The sequence below is a fragment of the Paenibacillus sp. UNC451MF genome, from assembly GCF_000686845.1.
In the GTDB taxonomy this organism is placed as follows: domain Bacteria; phylum Bacillota; class Bacilli; order Paenibacillales; family NBRC-103111; genus Paenibacillus_S.
On sequence record NZ_JMLS01000004.1, the window covers coordinates 12,315 to 38,722 of the forward strand.

Sequence of the window (26,408 nt, forward strand, 5' to 3'; positions counted from 1 at the left end):
TAACTCCCATCATAAGGTTGACGAACTAACAATTACTAATGTATATTTATACATATTTTTGTATTTATATAAATTGAATGGACTGGAGGGTGCTGTTATTTGAATGATGAATTGAAAATAGGTGAACGTCGTCACTTAATTAAACTACTAGAGCAATTATCCTTCAACACTTGGCCGGCTGCTATATGCCATCCTTACGGTGACTGGAAAGTACGTATTTCGGATGGAACGACCAAAAGAGCTAACAGCGTGTGGACTTCATCCGACGGTTTCATTCCTGAATGCTCTACCTGGATGAATGATGTCGGCTCCTTTTACAAGAACACTGGACTGCCGCTTATATTTCAGCTTAACGAAATTTCACCAATGGGCTTGGACTCAGAGCTGGAGGAACAAGGGTTCTCAAAAGAAGCTGCCAGTACAGTCTTTATTGCGAATACGTCGCAAGTTATTGAAAGCACCCGAAATGACTTACACGATCATTCTCTTACCTTTACTGTTCAAGAGCAGCATGACGATATATGGCTCTCAAACTTTATGGAAGCGGAAGGGTTTGATTCCAAAACCTTGTCTTTCTATGACCGAATTTTTACGGCTATCGAGCCCACCAAAGGTTTCGTGAGCCTATACATGAACAATCGCTGCGTTGCCCTTGGCACATCCATAGTGGAAAAGGATTGGGCCGGAATCATCAATGTCGTTGTCCATCCGTCACTTCGAAGACAAGGAATGGGGAGAAGCCTTATTCATCAACTAGCCTGCTGGAGCGCTCATAAAAGAGCAAGCTCGATGTATTTACAAGTCGTAGACGGCAATACTCCCGCTACTAATCTATATCGCAGTTCAGGTTTCAGCCCATTCTATAAATATCATTATCGTGTAGAACCAACACAGGACAAGTAAAAAACAGCTAATGAATAAAGCCGATGATCCTCGCTTTGAGTGCAGAGGTATCCATCGGCTTCGATTCAATTCCAAGGTTGAGTAGCACTTTATCCAATTCCCACTTAGTCCATGCTAAGATCTCTCGACTTTTGTGCCAAGACATCATAAGAACTGCACTGTCCATCGGAGAAGCTATCAATTGATCGTATTCTAGAAACTTTGCGATATCCATCGCTCTGACGGCATGGTACCTGTGGGTAATGATGACTGCAGAATGCCATCCGTACTGCTTGAACAGTCTTTGACTGTATAATAAATTTTCATAAGTGCTGGTAGACTGCTTTTCCATAACTATTGCAGAATTAGGGATGCCTTGCTCAAGCAAATAATTCCTCATTCCTTCAGCTTCAGTAAGCTTGGAATACACTGAGTCCAATCCGCCTGAGACCAAAATCTGTTGAATTTGTCCTGTCCGATAAAGCTCTACTGCCCTATTCAATCTTTCTTTCAAAGCAGGACTGGGTATATTTTGCCATAATGCAGCTCCAAGAACAATACCGACATCTCCTCGAGCTTGAGGATTATCCGGGAAGGATTCCATCCTCCACAGCAAATATACGGTCCATATCAAGCACAGTATGACTAAGACCAGTGCAAGTCTAACTACACGGCTTAACCAGCTCATTAGTCGGGTAAATAAACTCCGCTTCTTGTTAACCTTAGACTGCATACTATTTCCACACCTTCATCCTATCTTCCAATGTACCTGTGAAGAGCTCAAGCTCGATCCCATCGGGATCAAGAAAATTGACACTCCATCCCCCGCCACGATGTATGGGCCCTCTAACCAGAGGGATGCCTGCTGTCTGCAGCTGCTTAACAGCATCAGAAAAATCGTCCTCCGATATGGAAAAGGCCATGTGATCCATACCACCCATTTCATCAGAAGCTGATAGTCTACCATGCTCATCAGAAGGTCGCTCAAGCAAGCAAATCCATGCACAGCCCCATTCCAAATACACGTCGGTTGCCCCGCGATGGACAAGCTTCATTCCAAGAATATCGATATAAAACGGAAGAGACCGCTCCAGTTTAGCGACTTTTAATGTAATATGATTGAAGCCGGTAACAGGGATCATGAGACATTGCCTCTGCTGCTGCCCAGCTCCTCGGAAGCTTGCATTAGTCCAGATGCCATTTGTTCTATATAGGATTTCATCGTGAGCTTGCTCAACCAATGCGAAGGGATCCGATTAACACCGTAGTAAGCACCAGCCAGCTGACCATAAATGGCTCCTGTCGTGTCCGCATCGTCCCCCAAGTTAACAGCCATTAAACAACCTTCCTCAAAGCTTGTGCTATGATAGAACGCCCACAAAGCTGCTTCAAGAGAATCTACGACGTAACCCGTGCCTTTAATATCCGGAGGCTGTTTTGTTTTATAAGATCCAGCGGCAACTTGCTCGATTTCCGGTACCAATGTGCGCTGCTCCCAGTACCCCTCAATGGGTGAAAAATGGTCGGAAAGGAGTTCATTTTTCTCCTTTCCTTGAAGTGCCCCCACAATTAATCCTCCATAATAACGGCATGCATCCACAGACAGCACATTTCCATGAGTCGTAAGGGAGCTGTCTCCAGAGCGATAAATTGCTTCACCCGGATGCTCGGCGAAATACATGGGGACCGGGGCTAGCCTCATCAGTGCTCCATTGCCTGCGGCCATCCTTTTAATGGATCCGCTAAAAGGCTCCAACGTTTGCTCAAACCGTTCCAATGCCGCTCGAACCGTATTGCCGATATCAAAGCAAGTTCCATTAGAACTCATGTACCCTTCGCGATACCACCGGACATAGCGCTGTATTTGATCTAGCGGATGAAACATTCGGCAATGAAGCAAGCTTTCCGCCAAGCATAGTGCCATGGATGTATCGTCGGTCCATTGCCCAGCCTCTAACTGAAATGGTCCTCCGCCAATCAAATCCCGTATCGGTTCAAAGCTTCCGGGCGCCCGAAATTCAAGTGTCGTACCCAGTGCGTCTCCTACTGCTAAGCCTAATAAGCATCCTTGATACCTTTCCGATTTAGGAACTAGTATGGTCACTTGAGTTCTCTCCCTTCGCTCCCTCATATAAACAACGCGAATTATTATGCTCTATGATTAGAGTAGAAGCAAAACAGCGCGGAATTCCTTCCACGCTGCCGATACTACATCTTATGTGAATGCTTCTAGATTGTATTCTTTTATTATTTTTCTGCGATCGTCACAGATTGAATTGTTACTTTTTCCTTCGGTTTACTTACTTCTCTTCCGTTAGATTCAACTGGTGTGGCCGCAATTTTTTGCACTACATCCATTCCCTCGGATACTTTACCAAAAATCGTATAGTTCGGGGTATTGTTCAAGCCTTTGCTGTCTTCACCTGTGCAAATGAAAAATTGACTTCCGTTCGTATTTGGACCTGCATTAGCCATAGCTACAATCCCCGGCTCGTACTTATAGGTCTTTTTCAGCTCGTCCTCAAACTTGTAACCAGGACCGCCCGCTCCAGTACCTTCAGGATCCCCTGTCTGTACCATAAAGGACTGAATGATACGGTGGAACGTGACATCATTATAAAAGCCCTCTTTGGACAAGAAAACGAAGTTATTGACGGTTTTAGGAGCATCTTTAGCAAATAAGTCAATTTTGAAAGTGCCTTTAGATGTCGTAACAGTAGCTTGATACGTCTTGTTCTGATCAATCTTCATTTCTGGCGGTGATGCCCAGCTTTTCTTAGTTTGTGGCTGCGGTGTTGCTTGACTTGCTGGCGGTTGGCTCGCCGAAGGCTGGCTTCCGTTCGTCTTACCTTGATCCGCTGCTGGCTTCGTACCACATGCCGATAGCAATAGTGTACATACTACGGCAACGGAAGCCCATTTTGAAATCTTAGCTGCTAGTGATGCTTTCATGATCCATCATTCAACTCCATACCTGTAATTTATGGACAAGTCCATATTCACTATTATACTACGAATGGCCAAATATTAACAAAACCTCCAAGATGGACTCTTGGAGGTTCCTGTATGGAGCAGCCGCATCGTGCGGCTCGCTTATTCATGCTTGGCACGCACGGTCAGCGCGTGCCTGATGCAGCACCGCTTGGCGGTGGCGTGGCCACTGCCGCATCGGTGCTGCCTAGCCCGGCACCATTGCCGGTGCCGCTGCCTTGCGGCGGGGTAGCGCCTTGCGCGCCCGCCCCAGGCGGTGGCGTTGCAGGGGCTGTGCCCCCTGCTGCGCCACCGCCTCCGCTGCCCGTGCCCGGGGCAGCGGTGTTCCCGGCACCGGAGCCTTGCGACCCGGTGCCTGTGCCATTGCCGGTGCCGGAGGTACCGGCGCCGTTGTTGCTGCCGCCGGGCTTCGGTGTTCCACCCGGCTGCTGCTGGCCGTTCGGGCCTTGTGTTCCGCCATTGTTGCCTTGCCCTTGACCAGAACTACCGTTATTATTGCCTTGACCTTGGGTTCCCCCATTGCCAGATTGTCCTGGTACGACGTTACCATTACCACCTACCGTACCACCGTTATTTCCTTTACCGTCAGAACCATTTCCGGATTGACCCGGTTTGCCTGTCTGCCCTTGATTACCATTTTGACCTTGGTTACCGTTAGGACCTTGGTTGCCCTGACCCTGACCTTGACCGTTCTGCTGCCCTTGATTGAGACCGTCTGCACTGTTATCGGCAGGGACTACCACCGTGGCTACATTGGACTGTGCTCCGGCAGACCCGCTTTCCGGATTAAGAGGAACAACAGCATATTGATAAGTCGTTCCTGGCTTAGCAATGTCCTTCACTTTGGTATACGGCGTCATCAGCATCGGCTCGGCAGGGAAATCCGTATCCTTTTCTTCCTTACGGAAGACCTGATAAGACACATTCTCTCCTACGCCGGTCCAGCTCAGCATGACCGAACGAACATCCTTGTCATACTCCGCCTTTAAATCACCGATAGCTTTAGGAGGGGCGCCTAATTCCTGCACGTTATCAGGCTTTTTAAACTGTGTCATCGTTTTTTGGGCAAGCGCCTTTTGCATTACTTCTTTAAAAATAACAGCCGGTGCTCCACTGCTCATCGTCACATAATGCTTAGCGTCCGCTTTGTCAAAGCCGATCCATACCGCTGCGCTCCATTCTGGAGTGTATCCTGTGAACCACAGATCGCGGTTGTATTTTTCAAGCCCTTTAATAACGTTTTGGGTAGAACCGGTCTTCCCGGCCAAAGGACGGTCGAACTTAGCCGCTGCCCCTGTCCCTCCGGACCCTACAACACCTTGCATAAGCCGAGTCATATAATAGGCTGTCTTTGGGCTCATGACCGATTTTCGTTCCTGTTTAAACGTAAAGAGGTCTTCTCCCTTATCGTTCTGAATCTTAATAATCGAATGTGCTTTGTTCAAATAACCGTTGTTACCGAAAGCGGCATATGCCGTTGCCATTTGAACAGGACTTGCTCCTTTAGTCAGACCGCCTAGTGCAATCGCCAGATTTCTATCCTTGACCGGGTCGAGCGGAATGCCCATATTAATAGCAAAGTCCATACCTTTCTTAACGGTAATCTCATTGAGCAGCCATATCGCAGGTGCATTCATTGAGAGCTTTACCGCATCAAACATCGTAACTTGCCCTCGGTATACCCCATCATAATTTCGCGGAGAATAGCCGCTATACGTAACCTCTTTATCCTGAAGCATACTGTATGGCGTATATTTGCCGCTTTCAATGGCTGGCGCATACGCTACAATCGGTTTAATGGAGGAACCTGGCTGCTGAGGTATCGTAGCCCTGTTCAAGCCGCGAGCTACATAGTCCCGTCCCCCGATAATCCCTACGAGACCACCATCCTCGTTATTAACGATGGCCATAGCTCCTTGCATTTTTTGCTCAGGACCATCTTTTTGGAAAAACTTATCGTTAGCAAACGTCTGTTCCATCACTTTTTGAGCGGTTGAATCCATAGTCGTATAGATTCTGTAACCATTGGTCAACACATCGTCCTCAGATAAGCCATAAATATCGTTCGCTTCGCTCAACACATAATCTGTGAACGTTAAATAGTCATTGCTGTTGGTCGCAGTCGTTTTCGGAGGTACATATTCAACCGCCTCCGCTTTGAGACGCTCAGCCTCCGTAATGTAGCCCTGATCCTGCATCAGCTTCAGCACTACACTTCGACGTTCCTTCGATTTTTCTGGATTCGATATCGGATTATAAGTGCTTGGTGCCTTTGGTATGGCCGCAAGTGTCGCCATTTGCCATATTTCCAGCTTGCTCAAGTCAGACACGTTAAAATATTTTTTGGCCGCGACTTTCACACCAAAAGCCCGGTTTCCAAAGAAAATTCGATTTAAATACTTCGTTAAAATTTCGTCTTTGGAAAAATTGTTTTCCAGTGCAACCGCAATCGACATTTCCGTCGCCTTACGGAAAAACGTTTTGTTGCTAGACAAAAACACGTTTTTAGCTAACTGCTGTGTGATTGTGCTTCCGCCCTCAACCGCACTCCTTGCCACGATGTCCTTTACTAGGGCTCGGCCGATACCCATGAAATCTATCCCGGAATGCTGACCAAAACGCCGGTCCTCCGTAGCAATAAAGGCTTCCTTCAACTTCTGAGGTATTTCCTCCGGCTGTACAACCTCACGGTTCTCCCTAGATAAAGTCGCTATCTCGGTTCCAGATACATCGTAGATGTGTGAGGCTTCATCCATATCCAGCTTGTCAATATTTTCCTTAAGCAATCTATCGCCGTTAATAATGATGAAAATATAAACACCTAAAGCACAAATCAGAGCTAACACGGCAGCGATAAATGTGAACATAAAAGCTTTTCCAGCACTGAACTTATTTTTTTTCTTCTTTTTCGGTTTCCCCGAAGGTGGTTTTTTCGCAGCAGACATCTCTCTCCGTCACCTCTTTTGTCTCTAAAAAGCTAATCTTATGATGTGGTAATAAAAGAACAACCCAAACACCACGGGTTGCTCTTATGGACGTTATTAAATTAGACGGTTCAAAGAGCCGAAATGTTGCGCAACGTCCTGGCCTCCGCCTTATTAGGCTTCTAGCCTTCGGCGTTGTTATCCTGCATCAATGAAACGGAACGCTGTGGGGTAAAAGTTGAAATAGCATGCTTGTAAACCATCTGCTGGCGGCCTTCACTATCAATGATGATGGTAAAATTATCGAACGCACGGATGATTCCGCGAATTTGAAACCCATTAGTCAAATAGACGGTTACTGGGATATTTTCCTTGCGCAGCTGGTTCAAAAATGTGTCTTGAATATTGATCGATTTATTCATCATGGGCCCCCTCAAATAAATTGACGTTCGATTTTTAGCTTATCTGCTATTATAGCATGAATCTGATCCAAGTGGGCAGAAAAATTTTCCAGATCACTAACGTCAACCCACTCGATATCCTTCATGTGACGAAACCATGAGAGCTGGCGTTTGGCGAATCTTCGGGTATCCTGCTTCAACTGGAAGACTGCTTCTTCCAATGTTGCCGCCCCGTCCAAATAGCCTAAAATCTCCTTGTAGCCGAGCCCCTGCATCGAGATGTGCTGCATTCCGTAACCCATGTCACGAAGGCGCTGAACCTCTTCCAACAGACCCTGCTCCATCATGAGATCGATACGCTCTTCAATACGTTTATATAGTAAAGCTCTGTCCATTGTCAACCCGACGATACATAGTTCGTAGGGAGACTGTTTTTTTTGTACCTTTAATTGCTCAGAAAGACGTTCTCCTGTTAAATGAAATACTTCCAAAGCCCTAATGATTCGACGCTGGTCGTTAGGATGCAGCCTTTGGGCTAACTCTGGATCTACTTCGCGCAGCCTTTCCCACAATGCTTCATTCCCATGCTTCTCAGCATACAAGCGCTGCTCTTCACGATATGCATCATCCGAACCGACTTCGCTGAATTGATAGTCATAGCATACCGATTCAACATAAAGTCCTGTGCCTCCAACTATAAAAGGCAAATTTCCCCTATTGTGAATATCCTGAATCAGCCCTCTGGACCTTTCTTGAAATTCCGCAACCGAGAATGGATGATCCGGATCATGTATATCGATCAGATGATGTGGTACTCCATTTTGTTCCTCTGGCGTTACTTTGGCCGTGCCAATATCCATTCCGCGATATACCTGCATGGAATCGCCTGAGATGATCTCAGCTCCGTACTCAGATGCCAGCCTAAGACTAAGCTTCGTCTTGCCAACCGCAGTAGGTCCAACAAGGACGAGCAGGCTGGGCTTAATCAAAGCCTCTGTCACAATCGTATCACTCCGTAAGCAATTTTCGTTGTTGAGCGGTGCTTTTCGTTAAATCCTAATCTTGCGAATTCACCGCTGTCCCGATGTTCCTTCATGACGACCGTCCTTCGGGCGACTCTTAACGCTTCAGCTACCGCTTGCTCTGAGAGCGCTCTTGAATCTGCAAGCCCCCGAATCGATCTGATGGAGCTGGATTCATGAATGGGCTTGCGGAACATCGGATCAAAGTAAACGACATCGAATGATCGATCTTCCTGCTGCTGTAAAAAGGCAAGATGATCCGTCTGATAAGTACGGACACGCCGCATTGCCTCTGTCATCCCCACAATGTCGGACTCGTAAGAGCCCAAACCATGTTCCAGAAGTAGGCATTGTAGCGGACTGCTTTCCAGCGCAGTCACCTTTCCTGATTCACCAACAGTAAATGAAAACACGATGGAGTCGGACCCAAGCCCCGCTGTACAATCCAACACTGTATCACCGGATTGAACTTGAGCAAAATGCATTAAGGTATCCTGCTCTCCGTTAAGGAGTCGTTTAATTCGAATAGCTGCCGTGCTGGGATGAAAAAACATTGCAGGCTGCTGTTCATGATAATACTCTATTCGCTCTCTGGATACAAGCAGGATGTCCATTTCTTTATAATGCTGCCTTAGCTGAGGTAGCGAAAATCGGGCCCTAGGCACGATTCGATGCGCCCCCGTTACCCCTTCAGTCTGTTGAAGCTGCTCTAGGAGCTGGCGCACAAGCTCCAGCTGTTCTTGTCTTGGATCATATGATGTTGTAATCAGCAACTACATCACCCGCTTAAACATTTTTTCCAGCTCGTAGGTGGAGAAGCTGATAACTATAGGCCGACCATGCGGACAAGTATAGGGATTTCTGCAGCCGGCCAACCGATCCAGAAGCCCTTCAATTTCCAGCGTGCTCAGGCTTTGGTTCGCTTTAATCGATGCCTTACATGAACACATGATAGCAGCCTTCTCACGCAGTTTTCCAAGATCAATGGCTTTTCGCTCAGACAACAGCCATTCGGTCATTTCCTCAACAAGAGCGCGTTCCTCTCCTGCAGGGAACCAGTGCGGATAAGCTCGGACCAAATAATCATTACCACCAAACGGCTCTATATAAACTCCAGCTTGCTCGAGCATCGGAACCTTTTCTTTCAGTCGTTCGGCTTCTGAAGGAGTAAACTCCAATGTTATGGGCACCAGGAGCTCTTGACTGGCTTCAGCCGGCTTCCCGAATTTCTCGTAATAATATTCGTAATTAATCCGCTCATGAGCAGCATGTTGGTCTATCAAGAACAAACCTTCCTCATTTTGTGCGACAATATACGTGCCGTGCATTTGCCCAATCGCATAAAGCTTCGGAAAGGCCGGAAGCTTGGGAGCATCCTGCTCCTCGTCAGCCACAATGGAACGTAGGAGCGCCTCGCTGGCTGCAGCCTGCTCTCTTGCAGTACGTTCCTTGCCGCGATCTCGAAAGTCCGCAGAATCCTTTCGTTCGGACGCCTGTGCGCGAGAAAATCCACCGTTGACGTCCCCGTAGCCTCCGCTTGTATTTGACGATCTGGCTTCTCTAAAGCTGTCTTCTCGGCTAACCAGTCGTTCAGATGAGCTATCGTTGCGAACGGAGCTTTTTTCTAGGTAGGTCGGGTTGTTGAAGCTCTGCCTTCTTTCATCCCTCTCCAAAGGGTTCGGCGTCCCCCATCCAGCCGCTGGCTGTCTATGGGATAATCCATTCTCTTCAGCTGTTGGAGATCCAACAGGCGGCATAGGGGACATAGGGGGCGAAGATGATGGACGATATAGCTCCATCTGTTCCTGTACGAACGCCTCCTTCTTCGGCTTGCCAGCCGAAGCTGCAGAAGGTATAAGGACCTGCTGGTTCAATACTTGTCTGACCTGCTGCTCGACGAACTGAATAAGCTCCTGCTCTTTACTGAATCTTACCTCCAGCTTGGCAGGATGAACATTCACATCCACAAGTGTAGGGTCTGTTTGAATATGAAAAGCAGCAATCGGATATCGGTTAATTGGCAGCAGCGTGTGATACCCCTGCAAAAGAGCGTGAATCAATGTGTAATTGCGTATATAGCGTCCGTTGATAACCGTGGAGATACCGTTACGATTAGCCCGGGTCGTCTCGGGTTTACCTATAAAGCCACGGATGGAGTAGTCTAGATGCTCCCCTTCAATAGGAAGCATATTTTTGGCAACGGCCGTTCCATAAATAGCAGCTATGACCTGAAGCATATCCCCATTCCCGATTGTCTGTATCAGCTGACTTCCATTATGCTTCAATGTAAACGCAATATCCGGATGTGCTAAACTCAACCGATAAATAAAGTCCGAAACATGCCCTAGCTCGGTTTGAATTGTCTTCATGTATTTCAAGCGCGCAGGCGTATTAAAAAACAATTCTCTGACCTGGATATCCGTCCCCCTCGGGGTAGCGGCATCCTCGAACGCTTTTACAGTACCGCCCTCGATTACCATCCGGTAGCCAAGACCGTTCGTTTCAGTGGATGTCACGCAGGTGACTTTCGACACCGCCGCGATACTCGGTAAGGCTTCACCTCTAAATCCTAGGGTACGGATGGAGAACAAATCCTGACTGCTCGCAATTTTGCTGGTTGCGTGACGAAAGAAAGCGACCTCGCAATCGTCCCTCTCCATTCCGGAGCCGTTATCGGTCACGCGAATCAGCTCAAGACCGCCCTCTTCAATCGTGACATCGATCCGAGTGCTTCCTGCATCGATTGCGTTTTCCACCAACTCCTTAACGACCGAAGAGGGTCGTTCCACCACTTCTCCAGCTGCAATTTGGTTGGCAATATGTTCATCCAAAATTTTTATTTTGCCCATAGAAATTACCCCTTAGAAACGCTTAATTCCACCTGTCCATCATTATCGGACCAATTCAACTCTGTGTAGTCCTGTTTAAATTTAATCACATTCAAATAGCTCGATCCGTTTTGAAGCGATAACGATCCGTCTGTTGTGGAATATGAATGCTGTGTACCGTTAACCGTAACATCAACGGCTTGCTGCTCGGCATTCCATTGAATCGAGCCTCCAAGAAGCGAACTCAGCAATCTGGAAGGCACATAAAGCTCACCATTGGAACGAACAACATCAAAGCTGTCTTCAACGTCAATCTGATTGACAGAAACGCCTTTTTTACTTAATTGTACATTAACACTGCTTAGACCTGCCTCGTGAAGCGCTGTGATAAGCTGCGGCACCTCTCCGTCCACTTCCAAGTCAGGATTCAAACCAACCTTGTTCACTTTGCGCAGCTTTGGCGTCAAGTATTCCTCGATGGTTACTTTCAATGCACCACCATTGGATAGAGGAAACACGGATTGTACGCTTCCCTTTCCGTAGGTCTTCTTGCCGATCACTTTAGTAACAACATTGTAATCCTGCAGCGCGCCTGTCAGTACTTCAGAAGCACTGGCACTATATTCATTGACTAGAATGTACAACGGAAACGGCTGCGTCGTTCCATTAGTGAACGTAACTGGCTTGTCCACATTGTTTTTGTCCTTCGTGTGAATTAGAACGCCTTCCTTCACGAACAGCTTGGCCATATTTTGGGCAGTTTCAACCAAACCGCCTGGATTATCACGCAAGTCCAGGATAAGACTATTGATTCCTTGCTTTTTCAAATCATCCAATTGCGCAGCAGTCTGTTCATCCGCTTCACTTGAAAATCCTGTAACTCGAATATATCCAACACCTTGATCGAATCGCTTATGGGTAACGACGGGGATTTGGATCGTTTGTCTAGTCATTTCAAGCACCAGAGACTGCTTGTTGCGTTCAACTGTGATAGAAACGGCCGTGCCTTCGGGTCCCATAATTTTTTTGGTTACGTCATCCAGCTTCAGACCCTCGGATAATTCGCCATTTACAGCAGTAATCCTGTCGCCTGGAAGCATGCCCGCTTTCTTGGCAGGTCCGTCGAAAACCTCTGTAATATAAGCATTATTTTCTTCGGCCCGGATACGCACACCGATTCCTACATAGTTATTTTCCAATGTATTTTGAAACTGCTTTAATTCGTCCGGCGTAAAATAGATCGTGTACGGATCTTTTAATGACTCCACCATTGATTGAATAGCAACATCCGTCAAACGCTGCTTGGTTGGAGCGCTGACATGATTTTGTTCGATCAAATCCAGTACTTCCTTAAGACGTGCCGTATCGGCATCCGATTTATCGGCGGCAAATACAGCAGATGCGGTTGGAAATAATAAGGTAAAAGAGATAAGGGCAGCAGCAGTGCGCCGTACCATGGATCGGTTGCCGATCGTTTTCATGTGGTGGTCATCCTTTCAATGTATGAAGCTAGAAATAATTTAAGATAATTGCTTTTTCAACTCGAATAAAAAGTTCATAGCCATCATTGGCGTCATATTCATTAAATCAGCCGTCTTCAATTGCTCAGCAACTTGATCCAGACGGGGATCGGACTTCTTCTTCGATCGGTCGGAAGCCGGCTCTGTTTCCTGGAACAAACTTAATTGAACGTAAGGAGCTTCTTTGACTTGTTCCGCCCTTTTCGTTTGGTCGGCAGCAGGTAGCTGCTCTTCTATGCGTTTCTGCTCATCGGAGATCATAGACTCCTTCTGAGGCTCTGGTTGGATCTGAATCCGCGCAGGCGCAGCTTTCTCTTCCACCGTACTCATTGCTGCTGACGCTTGGGATTGTCCTTGAATCAACTCAGCACGTGCTTCAAAGGCATGGAGCAGCTCATAGGAGCGGTCTATAATTCCATTAGGCAACCCTGCTATTTGGGCGCAATAAATGCCGTAGCTCGTGCTTGCCGCTCCTGGTATCAGCTTGCGGAGAAAGGTGACCTGGCGACCGCTTTCTTTAACGGCCATGCAGTAATTGCGAAGGCTTCCCAGTGTCTCCTCCAAGTGAGCCAGCTCGTGAAAATGGGTGGAGACCAACGTTTTGCAGCCAATACGATCATGCAAAAATTCGATAACCGCCTGCGCTATCGCCATACCCTCGCCTGTTGATGTCCCCCTGCCAAGCTCGTCAATGATAACCAAACTTTTGTCTGTTGCTTTGTCGGTCATGACTTGGATGTCCATCATTTCGACCATAAAGGTGCTTTGACCGCCGATCAAATCATCGGCTGCTCCGATTCGGGTAAAGATACGGTCAAGAATCGGAACCCTGGCGGACTGGGCTGGCACGAAGCATCCGATTTGTGCCATGAGACAAATGATAGCTACCTGCCTCATGTAGGTACTTTTCCCAGCCATATTGGGACCGGTAATCAGCAGCATTTGCCCTTCTTCAGGGCTCAGCCGCGTATCATTGGCTATAAAGACACCGTCCTGCATCACCGCTTCCACAACCGGATGGCGACCTTCTTGAACTTGAAGCTCGTAAAAGTCTCCAATCTCCGGACGAGTGTAGCGATTGGCAGCACTCACCGCGGCAAGGGATTGATACACATCGACAGTCGCAATCAGCTCTGCAAGCTGCTGGAGTCTCGAAATATGGGCGAAGAGCTTGTCCCTTAACTGCATAAAGAGCTCGTACTCAAGATCTACCATTTTCTCCTGTGCTTCGAGAATGAGACCTTCCTTCTCCTTCAGCTCTGGAGTTACGAATCGTTCCGCATTGGCAAGCGTCTGCTTGCGTTCATAGCGACCTTCTTCCAGCGAAGATAAGTTCGCTTTCGTAACTTCAATGTAATAACCGAACACTTTGTTATAGCCAATCTTAAGAGACCTGACGCCGGTACGTTCACGTTCCTGCTTCTCCAGCTCGGCAATCCAGCGTTTACCGTTCGTGCTGGCCTCTCGTAGTTGATCTAAATAAGCATGGTAGCCCGCTTTGATCATCCCACCATCGCGAACGGAAACAGGCGGTTCCTCCGTTATAGCTTCATCTATCCAGACCATAACGTCCTGACAAGGGTCGATCCTTGCGGTCAACTTGGCCAATGTAGCAGATCCTGACATCTCACACACCTGTTTGAGATTAGGCACTTGCTGAAGCGATGCCTTCAAGGCAACCAGGTCCCTCGCGTTCGCACTGCCGTACGAGATCCTTGCCACTAGACGCTCCAAATCGTAAACTTCCTTCAATGATTGCTTTAATTCATCACGAACAATCAGTTGATGATACAACCTATCGACGGCTTCCAACCTTTCCTGGATAGCGGATTCGCTCATCAGAGGCTTCTCAATCCATCTGCGCAGTAGACGACCGCCCATGGCTGTAATCGTCTTATCCAGAAGCCAGAGCAGCGTTCCTTTCTTCGTCCGGTCCCGAACCGTCTCGACTAGCTCCAGATTTCGGCGAGTGAATGGGTCCATGATCATATATTGATTAGGCTCATAAACCCGGATGTGCTTGATATGTACAAGAGACCTCTTTTGTGTTTCCTGCAAATACAGCATTAATTGCCCAACACATGACTTGCCCTCTGCGTGAAGGGCGGACAGCTCCGTAGCGGCAAAAAAATCGCCAAGCTGAAAGTCGCTATGTACATTTTTACTCGGTCGGGGCGTCACTACAATTGAACTTCCCAACGAGGAAGACGTATGCTCCTTGAGCTGCTCCAGCAGCTCTGGAGTTCCTATCAACTCCGATGGATGGTAAACATTCATTTCATCGGCTACTAGTGCCAGCGTTCCTTCCAAACGGGTAACAAACAACTCCCCGGTAGAGATGTCACACGCGGCAAAGCCGTAGATACCGACTCCCGTTTCCGTTACAGACACCATATAATTGTTGCTCGTCTCTCCAAGCAGCCTCGAATCCATTACCGTACCAGGTGTTACGATACGGACAATTTCTCGTCTCACGACCCCTTTTGCTTGGGATGGATCTTCCACTTGCTCGCAAATGGCAACCTTATATCCCTTTTCTACCAGCCGAGCTATATAGTTATCTGCCGAATGGTAGGGAATGCCGCACATAGGAATGCGCTCCTCGGCCCCCCCTTCCCTTCCGGTCAGAGTAATTTCAAGTTCCTTGGAGGCATTCACAGCATCTTCAAAAAACATTTCGTAAAAATCGCCCAAGCGAAAAAATAAAAAAGCGTCCTGCACCTCCGCCTTGATGGCTAGGTACTGCTCGATCATCGGCGTGTATTTAACCATGCTCGTTCCTCCATGCTACTTCATATCTGCTTGCATTAATAACCTGTTTCTATTAGTTCGTTCCTTATTATATCATGAATTAATAGACGATTCTTCTTTTCTATGAAAAGGCCCTATTTTCCATTTACGTCGAATATCCTCTTGCTCATTCCAAGCTTGCATCTTTAGAAGAAGCGATTTGACTGGTGCTATGTAGGATTCGTATTTACGATAATCTGGAAGCTTCATAAGGTCACTCCAAAGCCCCGGGATTAGAGGACGAATACGCGATTTATCCCCTTTATAATAAGCTTCCTGCACATCAGGCTCAGATAGCGGCCTAGCCTGAAGCTGGCGATAGTGATCTGCTATAAGCTTGGAGAGCGCCAACACCCCTTTTGCCACCGTCGGAGAAATCATCCAACTGGGGAGTACGCGATATTCAAACCCTCCGTGACGCTGTCTTCGAAAATCACCTAGAAAGCCATATTTCGGCTTCCTTCCTCCCGTTGTCCCATCCTCCAGCAGCACAAGTGGCAGAGCTAAATAGTTGTCCAAAGCTCTCAATAGCTCATTGCTAAGTCTAATGCCGCTAAAATGAATATGACCGCCAAGCGGAAACCCTTTTACTGGCATACCTCCTGCAACCCAATGCAGCGTACCGTCATGAATGCTTCTCGATGCCATCTGCATCGTTCGATGCAAGTTCACGATCATCTGCCTAACATCCTTACTCGGCTCCGGGCGCAGCTCTGCCAAAGGATAAATTTTACGAAAATTAGGAAGCACTATCGCATCACAACCGATAGGCCCTTCTTTGTCCATGAATTTGGATGCGAAAATTACTTTACCCAGAGGATTAAGCAGCAGAAACTCGGGATCCGCTCCCAGCATGACTTCATCAGCCGGCTGTCTCGTTTCTTCCTCCAATTCTTTTGTAAACCTCTGAATTGCGTCAGCAAATAGCTCCGCGAGCCTATCCGTAAGCTCCGGTACAGCCGACACCTCCAGAACGATTAATTCTCCACCAGGTCGAACACCTACTCGCACAACACCGTAATCCAAACCAAGCGCATAAACGCTCTTTATGGCTTCACGCTTGGCTCTCATTGCATGGTAGGAAGATGTCTCGTTCCCCGTCTCAGTAAATTCTGATTCCAGCTGTTGATGCAGCGGGTGAGGAGTGCCGAAGAAAATCCCTTTCGATTTTTGAAATAATGCCAACGCTTGAAGATGAAACACAGGGATGAGGTATTCATAAGTAAACCGCGGCAGCTCCACTTCCCCCTCGTTCATCATACGTACACCGTGAAGCAGCAATAATTCCGCTGTTTTGCGGGCGTTGGAGGCACGCAAGATACTTTTTACCGGTTGAATAGTAAGCTGCCCCGATTTCTCTGTATGGAAGCAGCCCCAATGGATGACACATGTTTTTTCCAGAGGAACTGCCAATCGTGTCCCGTGCGGAATATCGATTCGATCCAGAAGCATTTGCAAGGTCGGTTCATTGGAATGCAGTAAAAATACGCGCACGATAAGCAGCCCCCTATCCTTGGTTTACAAAAGTCATCAATTACACAAATGCCTATTTTTCAGGCGAACAACCATTTAAACAAAAAAGAGGGCTGACGCCCTCTGCCGAAATGAACTTAAGCTACATATAATGAAATTAGAAATCAGTTCAAATCGTCATCCAAGAAATCAGGATCAAGATCTTCAAAGTCACCATCTTCGGCATCGTCGAAGTCTACGGATTTGTCCTCGAAATCATCGTTCGCATGAGGGTTCACTACAACCCAGATTTTAGTTTCTGCGATCATTTCGACTTTGAATTCGCGCTCCACGCGAATTACGACACTGTCACCGCTCGAGGAGATACTTGCTTCCACGCAGTTCGGTTCTTGTGTGGCATTTGCCGTGACTTCGGCTGTCGACGGTCTGTGCTTCTTATCGAGATAAGAAAGCCCTACTGCTTCAACATAAGAGATCGTTTCTTTCGCAACATCTGTTTTGGTATTTTTATCATACGAATACCAAATGTTGATGTCGTAAGTACCTACTACTTCCACTTGATCTCCCGACTTCACCGCATCATACTGGTTGTTGATAATCCAAGCACCCAAAATACTCGTCGGAGCATGAGGTGGAGTGACCGTGTTCGTTACTTGCGAAAATTTACGTCCTTTGCCGCAAACAGCCTTCGTATAGATCTCTCTGTAATGCAAATCTTTATCTATTGACATCTTTTCAACCTCCTCCATACAATCATTCATTACAATTGTATGCAGGACATTCGTCTAGGGTGACAAAAACTTTTCTCTCTTTTTCGAGATTTTATACATTTTCATATTATGATTGTGATTGCGCCTTCTTTTGAGTTTCGGCGTTTTTTTGCTTTTTCTCCCGCTTGGCTATGTCCAGAAAGGCTCTAAGCTCCATCATAAGCTGGAGAAGCGCGGACCGCACTTCAAATTCCTCACGACTGACCGGCAAGGGCATTTGCCTATAACTGCCTACTAACGACTCTAACGCCTTCTCGGAGCGGCCTGTATAATACTCTACCTTAACGTCCTCGCTTAATCGTTCCAATACATTTGCGAGTAATTCACCGTGCGGCAAGGTTTGATACACTTGAGCCACTAACTGGATCATCCTCTCGATAGAATCCATCTGTTGTTTACGCATTATAAAGTACGATGCCCATTCCGATTCTTCTTGAAATAGCGCATTCTCCATCGAGCGTTGGGCTGCCTTAAGGCCCTTCTCCAATAAATCCTGCGCCTCCAACAGCTCACTTCCACTCCATATGTATCCGGTATCCTTCAAATGAAGAGATATTTGCACCAAGATACTTGATAAGTACGCCTCGAGTTTGCTGCGTATTTCAAACAGCTGTTTATGCTCACGAGGCATGTAGACGATATTAATTATGGTAGCTGTCCCCAAACCTACCAGCAGCAAGGCTACTTCATTTAGTATCAATTCAATCGTTATCGGCTTCGCCATAAAGATATGAAACATGACGACTGAGCTCGTTACAACACCATCTTTTAAATGCAAACGGACAAGCAGCGGATAAAGAATCAAGATACATAAGCTGATAACCCAAATTTCAAATCCTAGTAAGCCAAATAGGATAGCGGATAATGTTAGACCTACAAGGGATGCTGCAATTCGTTGAAAGGAAGTTCGCAAGCCTTTCTTCTTTGTCACATCAACGCCTAGAATCGCCAGTAAGCCGGCAGAAAGCGGCGAACGAATTCCGAACCATTGGGCTAAATAAATGGATGCAAGGACGGCTAAGGCCGTTTTTATAACGCGGATTCCCATCGTTATCCCTCTCTTTGAGTATATGCGACTCTGTTGATCAACTTGTTCTCTTATCGTTCCCCCAACTACGTCAAATTTACCCACCTACGGCTTGTACTTCGTCACTGAAGAAAAAAAGCTTCTTTCGAAGCCTCTCACAATTCACCGACGCTTGTTTCCTATCAGTTTGCCTTCCAAATAAGCGACCCCCTGGTACATCACTGTAGCTGCAATAGCTATGATTATGACGCTTCCGATGACCAACGTGAAATTAAACACCTGGAAGCCGTAAATAATTAAGTAACCAAGGCCTTCTTTGGAAACCAAAAATTCGCCCACGATTACACCCACCCAAGACAAACCGACATTAACCTTCAAAGTAGACACAATTGTCGGATAGGACGCAGGCAAAATGACATTTTGGAACACCTTGCGCTTATTGCCCCCGAAAATCCTAATCACTTTCGTATAGTTAGGATCAACTTCCTTAAAGCTTCCATACACGGTAAGAATCGTAATGATAACAGTTATGGAAAGCGTCGTAGCAATAATGGACAAGACACCGGGACCTAGAGCTACTATAAATAACGGACCTAAGGCAACCTTCGGCAAACTATTCAATACGACAATGTACGGATCCAACACACGCGACAGGAAGGATGACCACCAGATCAAGGTTGCTATGGCTGTACCGAACAGCGTGCCTAGCAAAAATCCAATGATCGTCTCCCACAGAGTAACCACCACATGCAGAAATAAGGAACCATCAACTAATTTCGTATACAGAAGCGCACCTATCCTGCTGGGGTAGCTGAATAACAGAGCATCGATCCAATGCAGCCTTCCGGCAACCTCCCACAAGCTCACAAATAAAAGCAATATGGTAAGCTGGGTGATTCGAACCCTCTGTGTCGTTCTCCGTTCCTGTGCCTTATACTTTTCGAATTCCTGTTTCGTTAGATGCTCGGCTTCGGCACGCTCCGGAGAAGGATTTAACGGTGTCATATCAATCATCCGAACCACTCCTATCCGCATCCATATCTTCAAATTGACCCCATAACAGATGGAACAAGTCATGAAACCCCGCTTCTTCCCTGGCCTTTAGGGGCAGTGCCGTACGAATCGCTAGAGGTACATCTACCTCCGCACGAATCCTACCAGGTCTAGGCTGCATCACAACGATCCGGTCGCTCATAGCGATAGCCTCGGAAATATCGTGGGTTACCAAAACTGCCGTCTTATCACGGGACCTTAGCGTAACAGACACCAGATCCTCCAACTGAAGCTTCGTCTGATAATCGAGGGCGGAGAACGGCTCATCCAGCAGCAATAAATCGGGCTCCGTCGCCAATGTCCGTACTAAGGCCACACGCTGCCTCATGCCTCCTGACAATTGCTGGGGGTAGCTGTCGGCGTAATCCGATAACCCCATGTCGTCCAGCAGTTCCAACACGAGGGCTTTGGAGGCAGCATCCCGTTTACCCATTAATTCGAGACCAATAGATGCATTCTCATAAATCGTGCGCCAGGGGAATAAGTAGTCCTGCTGCAGCATGTAACCCACTTTCGGTGTCGGCTGTTTGATCCATTCACCGGATATGCGCACGCTGCCCTGTGTAGGTGTCAGCAGACCGCTGATCAGCGACAGCAGCGTCGTTTTACCGCAGCCGCTGGGGCCAATCAAGCTTACGAATTCACCTTGATTCACATGCAGGCTAATCTGCTGAAGAGCCATCGTTGCACCCCGACCATTTACATAAACATGAGATAATCCATCTAGCTCCACAACGGCTTGCATATTGAAACCCTCCTCTCGGATTCAAGGTCTGTAAGATAAAGCATGATTACTTCACCGTTTGCTTTGCTTTTTCGGCGAACTGATTATTAACAAGTGTTTTATAATCTGCACGCTGCTTCAGCTCTCCCGCCGCTTCCATAACATCCTGTAAATTGTTCCATTCTTGCTCATCGATGATTCCATCGGTTGCGAATGACCCTTGATCCTTATAACGCTTTACAACACCCTTAATAATTTGTTTATCTGTATCTTGGAAAAATGAAGTGATCGTATCCGTTATTTCATCCACACTTGCGGTTTGTACCCAATTTTGCGCTTTTTGAACGGCATTCGTAAACTTCTGGATCGTATTCGTGTTCTTATCAATAAAGCTCTTTTTAGCCATAAATACGGTATAAGGCAGTTTGCCGCTTTCTACTCCGAAGGAGGCAATAACATACCCTTTTCCTTCTTTCTCGATGACGGTTGCTTGCGGCTCAAATAACTGCACATATTCACCCGTTCCAGATGCGAAAGCCGTAGGAATGTTGGCAAACTCAACGTTTTGGATGAGGTTCAAATCCTTTTGCGGATTGATTCCATGTTTTTTCAAAGTGAATTCTCCGGCCATTTGAGGCATACCGCCTTTGCGTTGACCTAGGAATGTTTTGCCCTTCAAGGTGTTCCAATCAAATGCACCCGTCTGCGGCTTGCGTGCCACCAGGAAAGTACCATCAGTCTGCGTCAACTGAGCGAAATTGATGACCGGGTCCCCGCTTCCTTGCTGTTGAACATAAATCGAAGTTTCCGATCCGACCAACGCTACATCAATCCCGCCGGAGAGCAGAGTCGTCATCGTCTTGTCTCCGCCTGCTGTCGTGGTGAGATCTACCTCCAATCCCTGTTCTTTAAAATAGCCTTTCGCTATGGCTACATATTCGGGAGCGTAGAAGATTGACCTGGTAACCTCACCGATCCGTACCTTCGTCACTTCCTCTGCCTTCTTAGGTCCACATGCGGTCAACGTTAATGCTGCCGTCAGCAGAATGGCTATTACTGCATACCATCTTTGCTTACTCATAGGCAAGTCCCTCCATCTGTTTTCTTTGATGGGATAGTCTATGCAATAGCCCAGAAAAAGGTTAAAGAGTGATGAAAGCACAAAAAAACCGCCTGAACTCTCGCTAAAAGAGTCAGACGGTTCTAACATGTTTGTATTAAAAATATATGCCGTTCTACGCTGTCGTAGGGACGCGTGTTTCGGATCGGTTATTCGAAGACGATGATTTTGGTTCAGATACAGGCGGTTCAAGCCCAACAGTTCTGCCTTTACCGTATGGGATACACAGCGGAGTACCATAGAACGGATCCTTCAATACTTGGCATTCCAGATCGAATACCCCTTGAATCATGGATTCTGTTACAATATCCTCTGGTTTTCCTTGAGCCCAGATCGCACCATTCTTGACGGCAATCATATGATGGGCATAACGGCATGCAAGGTTAATATCGTGAAGTACCATGACAACCGTCCGGCTTTCCTTTTCATTCAATTCGTACAGAAGATCCAGCACCTCAACTTGATGTGTCAAGTCCAAATAGGTTGTAGGCTCATCCAGCAGTACAGTATCGGTCCCTTGTGCCAACGTCATGGCAATCCAGGCTCTCTGACGCTGTCCGCCGGATAAGGAATCCACCGTACGTTCGCTGTATTCCGTCATTCCTGTTTCTTCTAGTGCCATGCGCACCATCCGCTCATCCTCTTGAGACCATTGCTGAAGCCAACTTTGGTATGGATAACGCCCTTGCTTAACTAACTGCAGCACAGTAAGCCCTTCGGGAGCCGTAGGTCCTTGTGGCAAAATCGCTAATCGTTTAGCAATTTCCTTGGTAGGAAGCTTTGCCAATTCATGTCCATCAAGGACAATCGTTCCTTTCTGCGGGTTTAACAAACGTGCAAGGGAACGGAGCAAGGTAGATTTGCCGCATCCGTTACTGCCGATGAGCACCGTAATTTCTCCTTTTGGAATGTTCACACTCAAATCTTTAAATATAGGTACGGTTCCATAGGATAAGCTCAAGCCTTTGGCTTCCAAAGCGTGCATCCGAAGTCATCTCCTTCAATCGTCTTCATGAATGGCGGTTTTTGTAAAGCAAATATACGAAGAATGGTGCGCCGATAACCGCCGTAAACACTCCTGCTGGTATATCAAGCGGTGTGAATAGCGTTCTTGCCGCCAAATCCGCTACAAGTAAAATCAAAGACCCAATTAATGCAGACACCGGTAAAACTCCACCGAATGCCGGTCCTACTAGCTTGCGTGCAATGTGCGGCGCCATTAAGCCGATAAAGCCAATCGCTCCGCCGATAGCTACTGCCGCTCCCGCCAGCGCAACGCTGAGCAGAATCAGTAGTGCCCGTTTAACTTGAACCGCGCTGCCGACACCGGATGCAATATCTTGCCCTAGCTCCTGAACGTTCACTTCTCTTGCCATCAGAAGAGCAAGCGGCAATAGTACGAGCACCCAGGGCAGCATGACCCATACATCTTTTTCCCAGGAAACACCATAAATGCTTCCTGTCATAAAGGTCATCGATTTATTTGCCAAAATAACAGGTCCGGATATCATAAGCATGTAAGAAATAGAACTGTATGCTGAGGACATCCCGATCCCAATCATAACCATACGCAAGGGTGATACGCCTTTCTTCCATGCCAAGATATAAATAAGAAAGGTTGAAATGAAAGCTCCTATAATAGCACATAAAGGGAGCCATTGAATGCTCATGGTGCTTCCCAAAAAGAAAAAGAAGCAAACGGCACCAAGCGAAGCGCCTCCCGTGATTCCCACAATGTCTGGTGAAGCCAAGGGATTACGGATCAGGCCTTGCAATATAGCACCTGAGACCGCCAATGAGCCGCCAACCAACACCGCGATAATCATTCGCGGCAAGCGAAGCGAGTTCACTATAAGTGTCTGCGTGTCGGAGCCTACTCCGAACAGCACCTTAATAACATCAATCGGCATTATTTTAACAGAACCAACACCGGTTCCAATAACGAAAACAATCGCATTAACGATGACCAAACCTAAAATGACCCAAAGCATCCTCTTACTAATCAGAAAAGAGAAAGCTGTTTTTTTTCCTCGAACTGTCAAATACTTGCTCATTCTACGATCTTCCTCCTTTACGTGCAATATACACGAAGAAAGGAACGCCGAGCAAAGCAGTGACAACCCCTACAGGTACTTCCTTCGGCATCGCAATAAATCTGGAGCCCAAGTCGGCAGTTAGAATTAATATCGCACCCAAAACCGCGCAATATGGCACGATCCAACGATAATCGTTGCCTACCAGGTAACGGGCTATATGAGGGATGATAATACCAACGAATACAACAGGACCTGCTACAGCTACTGAGCCCCCTGCCAAAATAACGATGATGACTGCAGCTGCTAATTTTATGTAAGCTGTTTTCTGACCAAGGCCCTTGGCAACATCGTCGCCCATGGCCAAAATATTAATATGGCGGGCTAAGATTAAAGCTCCTACAAGAGCGATAAGAATATATGGAGTGACAGCGGACAGCATCCGCAGTTCTCTTCCTGCGACGGAACCGACCAGCCATATCAACACTTGGTCGAATGCTTTCCCATTAGTAAGCAGCACACCTTGTGTTAACGAGGAGAAAAATGCCGTTACTGCGGAACCTGCTAAAGTAACTTTTACGGGTGTCAATCCGTCTCTTCCTAACGACCCAAGCAAATATACGACACCTGCGCTCACAGCAGCTCCCAAAAAGGCAACCCAGGTTAACGTCATCATGGATGCCGACGGTCCAAAGCCAACTAGCAGCACGATGAAAAAAGCAGCTCCTGAATTAACTCCAAACAAACTTGGCGATGCAAGAGGATTTCTTGTTAGAGCCTGCATATAGGCCCCTGCAACGGCTAAGCTGGCACCGACAGCTATAGCAATAAGCGCACGCGGCACTCTTGCCGTCTGAATAATAAGATGATCATTCGATCCGTTGAATGCCGAATAGGCTTCTATTACGGTTTTCCAGGAATAATTATTAACCCCAAACATGATACTGCATGCACATGCTACAGCACACAGAAGAATAAAAAAGATAAGTCCTGCCAATTTGGCCTTCGTGGTCTGAAATAAAGCTTTCATTGTGATCCTCTTCTGTCTCTCTATTAATTTAATAAGGAAAATTAGCTCTTTTTTATTCTATGAGAATCGTTATCAATTGTCAATGATTTTGAAAATCATTATCACAAATTTATGCAAAAAGAAGCCCATTTGAGACCACTGATCCATAGCCTCTCCGGACTTCTCTTTGATTTTGGAATTACTCCCTACATATGGGTGTATTACAACTTGTAAATATCCTTGTATTTATCAGTCAAGTAATCCACCAAATAATCGGGATTTAGCTCTTCACCTGTGACCTGCAGTATGATTTCATTCGGTGTGAGCTCCTTGCCGTATTTATAAATCTTGTCCGTCAGCCAATCCTTGATTGGGATGAGCTTGCCGTTTTCTATGAGCTGGTCAACATCTGGAAGCTCTTTACGGAGTGTTCTCATGATTTGAGCGCCATACATATTACCAAGCGCATAGGATGGGAAATACCCGAAGGAACCTCCTGCCCAATGGACATCCTGAAGCACCCCTTCTCCATCGTTGGCCGGAGCAACACCAAGGTATTCTCTGTACTTCTCGTTCCATACCTCCGGCAGATCGGCAACACGAACGCTCTCGCTGAATAATGCCTTCTCAATTTCATAGCGAATCATAATATGTAGGTTATAAGTCAGCTCATCCGCTTCGATGCGAATCAGGGACGGCTTCACTTCATTTGTTGCCCGGTAAAAATCCTCCACGGATACGGTATCGAATTGCCCTGCATAATTGCTTTGCAAATCTCCGTAGTAACGTCTCCAGAATGGACGACTGCGTCCAATCATGTTTTCCCAGAAACGCGATTGCGATTCATGAATCCCCATAGAAGTACCTGTACACAGAGGCGTACCGATGAGATCCTCGGAAATATTTTGCTCGTACAAAGCGTGACCGCCTTCATGAATCGTTCCGAATAGAGCACTGTTCACATCGTCAAGCAAGTATCTCGTAGTGATCCTGACATCTCCAGGGTTCAAACCTGTTGCGAAAGGATGCACCGTTTCATCCAAACGTCCGGCATCGAAGTCATAGCCCATTTGCTTCAAAATAAACAGGCTGAACTTTTTCTGCTTCTCTTTCTCAAACATTTGTCGAAGAAATCCGGTAGCAGGCTTGTTCGAGGACTGCTGTATCGCGGCGAGAAGCGGAACTACTTTTTCACGAAGGGCTCCGAAGACTTCATCCAGCTTAGCTACGGTCATCCCAGGTTCATACATATCTAATAAAGTATTGTACTTATGCCCCTCATAGCCCCACAGCTTGATAAACTCCAGGTTTGTCGCCACAATCTTCTCCAGATAAGGTTGAAACATCTTGTAGTCGGATGCTTCTTTTGCCTCTTCCCACACCGATTCGGCCTGTGAAGTCAGCACGACGTATTCCTGATGCATTTTTTGGGGGATTTTTTTGCTTCGGTCATATTCTTTCTTGCATTCATTTACAATGGTTCGATCCGTGCGATTCAGCTTGCTATACGTATCAGGTTCGTTGAAATACTCCAGCATTTCACCCATTTGTTCAGATACGGACAATGCGAAATACTCCCCGGACAGCATTCCAACAACCTCTGAACGTGTCCCTATCCCTTTCTTAGGCGCGCCCGTCCTCATATCCCAGTACAAGAGACCGATGGCTTCCTCGTAGCTTTTCATTTTTTTCAAATATTCCTTGAACTCTGTCAGCTTCTGTTCAAATCCTTGTGCGACCATTGGACAGTACCCCTTTCAAAGCGATTATCTAAATGATACTTCGTCTGGAAAAGAGAAGCAACTGGCGCGCGATCTAGAGGTTCAGTGCCTTCTATGGTA

General features: G+C 46.8%; 22 protein-coding genes. 1 reads left to right on the top strand and 21 read right to left on the bottom strand.

The window, feature by feature from the left end; all coding sequences use genetic code 11:
* The first annotated feature begins 99 nt into the window (after positions 1-99).
* Positions 100-903, top strand: a complete 804-nt coding sequence (locus tag BP97_RS0107380) for a GNAT family N-acetyltransferase (protein WP_028548516.1) — start codon at positions 100-102, stop codon at positions 901-903.
* Positions 904-910: 7 nt separating this feature from the next.
* Here BP97_RS0107380 and BP97_RS35615 read toward each other — a convergent pair whose 3' ends face one another.
* The 21 genes from BP97_RS35615 to BP97_RS0107485 form a co-directional block, all read right to left on the bottom strand.
* Positions 911-1,615: a YdcF family protein gene (locus tag BP97_RS35615; RefSeq protein WP_051620441.1), complete on the bottom strand. Its 705-nt coding sequence runs from the start codon at positions 1,613-1,615 to the stop codon at positions 911-913.
* A gap of 1 nt (position 1,616) precedes the next feature.
* Positions 1,617-2,021, bottom strand: coding sequence for a VOC family protein (locus tag BP97_RS0107390; protein ID WP_028548517.1), 405 nt, complete (start codon positions 2,019-2,021; stop codon positions 1,617-1,619).
* The gene (locus BP97_RS35620) at positions 2,021-2,986 is read right to left on the bottom strand and encodes an ADP-ribosylglycohydrolase family protein (protein WP_231506248.1); all 966 of its coding nucleotides are present in this window, start codon (positions 2,984-2,986) and stop codon (positions 2,021-2,023) included. The genes BP97_RS0107390 and BP97_RS35620 overlap by 1 nt, the downstream gene beginning before the upstream one ends.
* A gap of 143 nt (positions 2,987-3,129) precedes the next feature.
* Positions 3,130-3,834, bottom strand: a complete 705-nt coding sequence (locus BP97_RS0107400; RefSeq protein WP_028548518.1) for a peptidylprolyl isomerase — start codon at positions 3,832-3,834, stop codon at positions 3,130-3,132.
* 164 nt (positions 3,835-3,998) lie between these two features.
* Positions 3,999-6,818: a transglycosylase domain-containing protein gene (locus BP97_RS35625; protein WP_064745676.1), complete on the bottom strand. Its 2,820-nt coding sequence runs from the start codon at positions 6,816-6,818 to the stop codon at positions 3,999-4,001.
* A gap of 161 nt (positions 6,819-6,979) precedes the next feature.
* On the bottom strand, positions 6,980-7,219 hold the full coding sequence (gene hfq / locus BP97_RS0107410; protein WP_028548519.1) for an RNA chaperone Hfq: 240 nt from the start codon (positions 7,217-7,219) through the stop codon (positions 6,980-6,982).
* Positions 7,220-7,230: 11 nt separating this feature from the next.
* Positions 7,231-8,199, bottom strand: a complete 969-nt coding sequence (gene miaA, locus BP97_RS0107415) for a tRNA (adenosine(37)-N6)-dimethylallyltransferase MiaA (RefSeq protein ID WP_028548520.1) — start codon at positions 8,197-8,199, stop codon at positions 7,231-7,233.
* Positions 8,196-8,993 carry a class I SAM-dependent methyltransferase gene (locus BP97_RS0107420; protein ID WP_028548521.1) on the bottom strand — a complete coding sequence of 266 codons (798 nt, stop codon included), beginning with the start codon at positions 8,991-8,993 and terminating at the stop codon, positions 8,196-8,198. Before BP97_RS0107420 ends, miaA begins: the two co-directional genes overlap by 4 nt.
* Positions 8,994-11,069: a DNA mismatch repair endonuclease MutL gene (gene mutL / locus BP97_RS0107425; protein ID WP_028548522.1), complete on the bottom strand. Its 2,076-nt coding sequence runs from the start codon at positions 11,067-11,069 to the stop codon at positions 8,994-8,996.
* A gap of 5 nt (positions 11,070-11,074) precedes the next feature.
* Entirely contained in the window at positions 11,075-12,529 is a 1,455-nt protein-coding gene (locus BP97_RS0107430) for a S41 family peptidase (RefSeq protein ID WP_028548523.1), read from the bottom strand.
* A 39-nt stretch (positions 12,530-12,568) separates the two neighbouring features.
* Positions 12,569-15,340, bottom strand: a complete 2,772-nt coding sequence (gene mutS, locus BP97_RS0107435) for a DNA mismatch repair protein MutS (RefSeq protein WP_028548524.1) — start codon at positions 15,338-15,340, stop codon at positions 12,569-12,571.
* Positions 15,341-15,412: 72 nt separating this feature from the next.
* Positions 15,413-16,852 (bottom strand): putative amidoligase domain-containing protein, encoded by a 1,440-nt coding sequence (locus tag BP97_RS0107440; protein WP_028548525.1) that lies wholly within the window; start codon positions 16,850-16,852, stop codon positions 15,413-15,415.
* Positions 16,853-16,995: 143 nt separating this feature from the next.
* On the bottom strand, positions 16,996-17,562 hold the full coding sequence (locus BP97_RS0107445; RefSeq protein ID WP_028548526.1) for an outer spore coat protein CotE: 567 nt from the start codon (positions 17,560-17,562) through the stop codon (positions 16,996-16,998).
* A gap of 106 nt (positions 17,563-17,668) precedes the next feature.
* Entirely contained in the window at positions 17,669-18,649 is a 981-nt protein-coding gene (locus BP97_RS0107450; RefSeq protein WP_028548527.1) for an aromatic acid exporter family protein, read from the bottom strand.
* A gap of 141 nt (positions 18,650-18,790) precedes the next feature.
* The gene (locus BP97_RS0107455) at positions 18,791-19,642 is read right to left on the bottom strand and encodes an ABC transporter permease (protein ID WP_156043171.1); all 852 of its coding nucleotides are present in this window, start codon (positions 19,640-19,642) and stop codon (positions 18,791-18,793) included.
* Complete coding sequence (locus BP97_RS0107460) at positions 19,635-20,426, bottom strand: ABC transporter ATP-binding protein (RefSeq protein WP_028548529.1); 792 nt, start codon at positions 20,424-20,426, stop codon at positions 19,635-19,637. The genes BP97_RS0107455 and BP97_RS0107460 overlap by 8 nt, the downstream gene beginning before the upstream one ends.
* A gap of 46 nt (positions 20,427-20,472) precedes the next feature.
* A complete protein-coding gene (locus tag BP97_RS0107465) occupies positions 20,473-21,486 on the bottom strand; it encodes an ABC transporter substrate-binding protein (protein WP_028548530.1) in 1,014 nt (337 codons plus the stop codon).
* Between the two features lie 154 nt (positions 21,487-21,640).
* A complete protein-coding gene (locus BP97_RS35630) occupies positions 21,641-22,510 on the bottom strand; it encodes an ABC transporter ATP-binding protein (protein ID WP_051620443.1) in 870 nt (289 codons plus the stop codon).
* Positions 22,511-22,535: 25 nt separating this feature from the next.
* Positions 22,536-23,579 carry a FecCD family ABC transporter permease gene (locus tag BP97_RS0107475; RefSeq protein WP_028548531.1) on the bottom strand — a complete coding sequence of 348 codons (1,044 nt, stop codon included), beginning with the start codon at positions 23,577-23,579 and terminating at the stop codon, positions 22,536-22,538.
* Between the two features lies 1 nt (position 23,580).
* Positions 23,581-24,588 carry a FecCD family ABC transporter permease gene (locus BP97_RS0107480; protein WP_028548532.1) on the bottom strand — a complete coding sequence of 336 codons (1,008 nt, stop codon included), beginning with the start codon at positions 24,586-24,588 and terminating at the stop codon, positions 23,581-23,583.
* 200 nt (positions 24,589-24,788) lie between these two features.
* Positions 24,789-26,309, bottom strand: a complete 1,521-nt coding sequence (locus BP97_RS0107485) for a carboxypeptidase M32 (RefSeq protein WP_028548533.1) — start codon at positions 26,307-26,309, stop codon at positions 24,789-24,791.
* Positions 26,310-26,408: the final 99 nt, after the last annotated feature.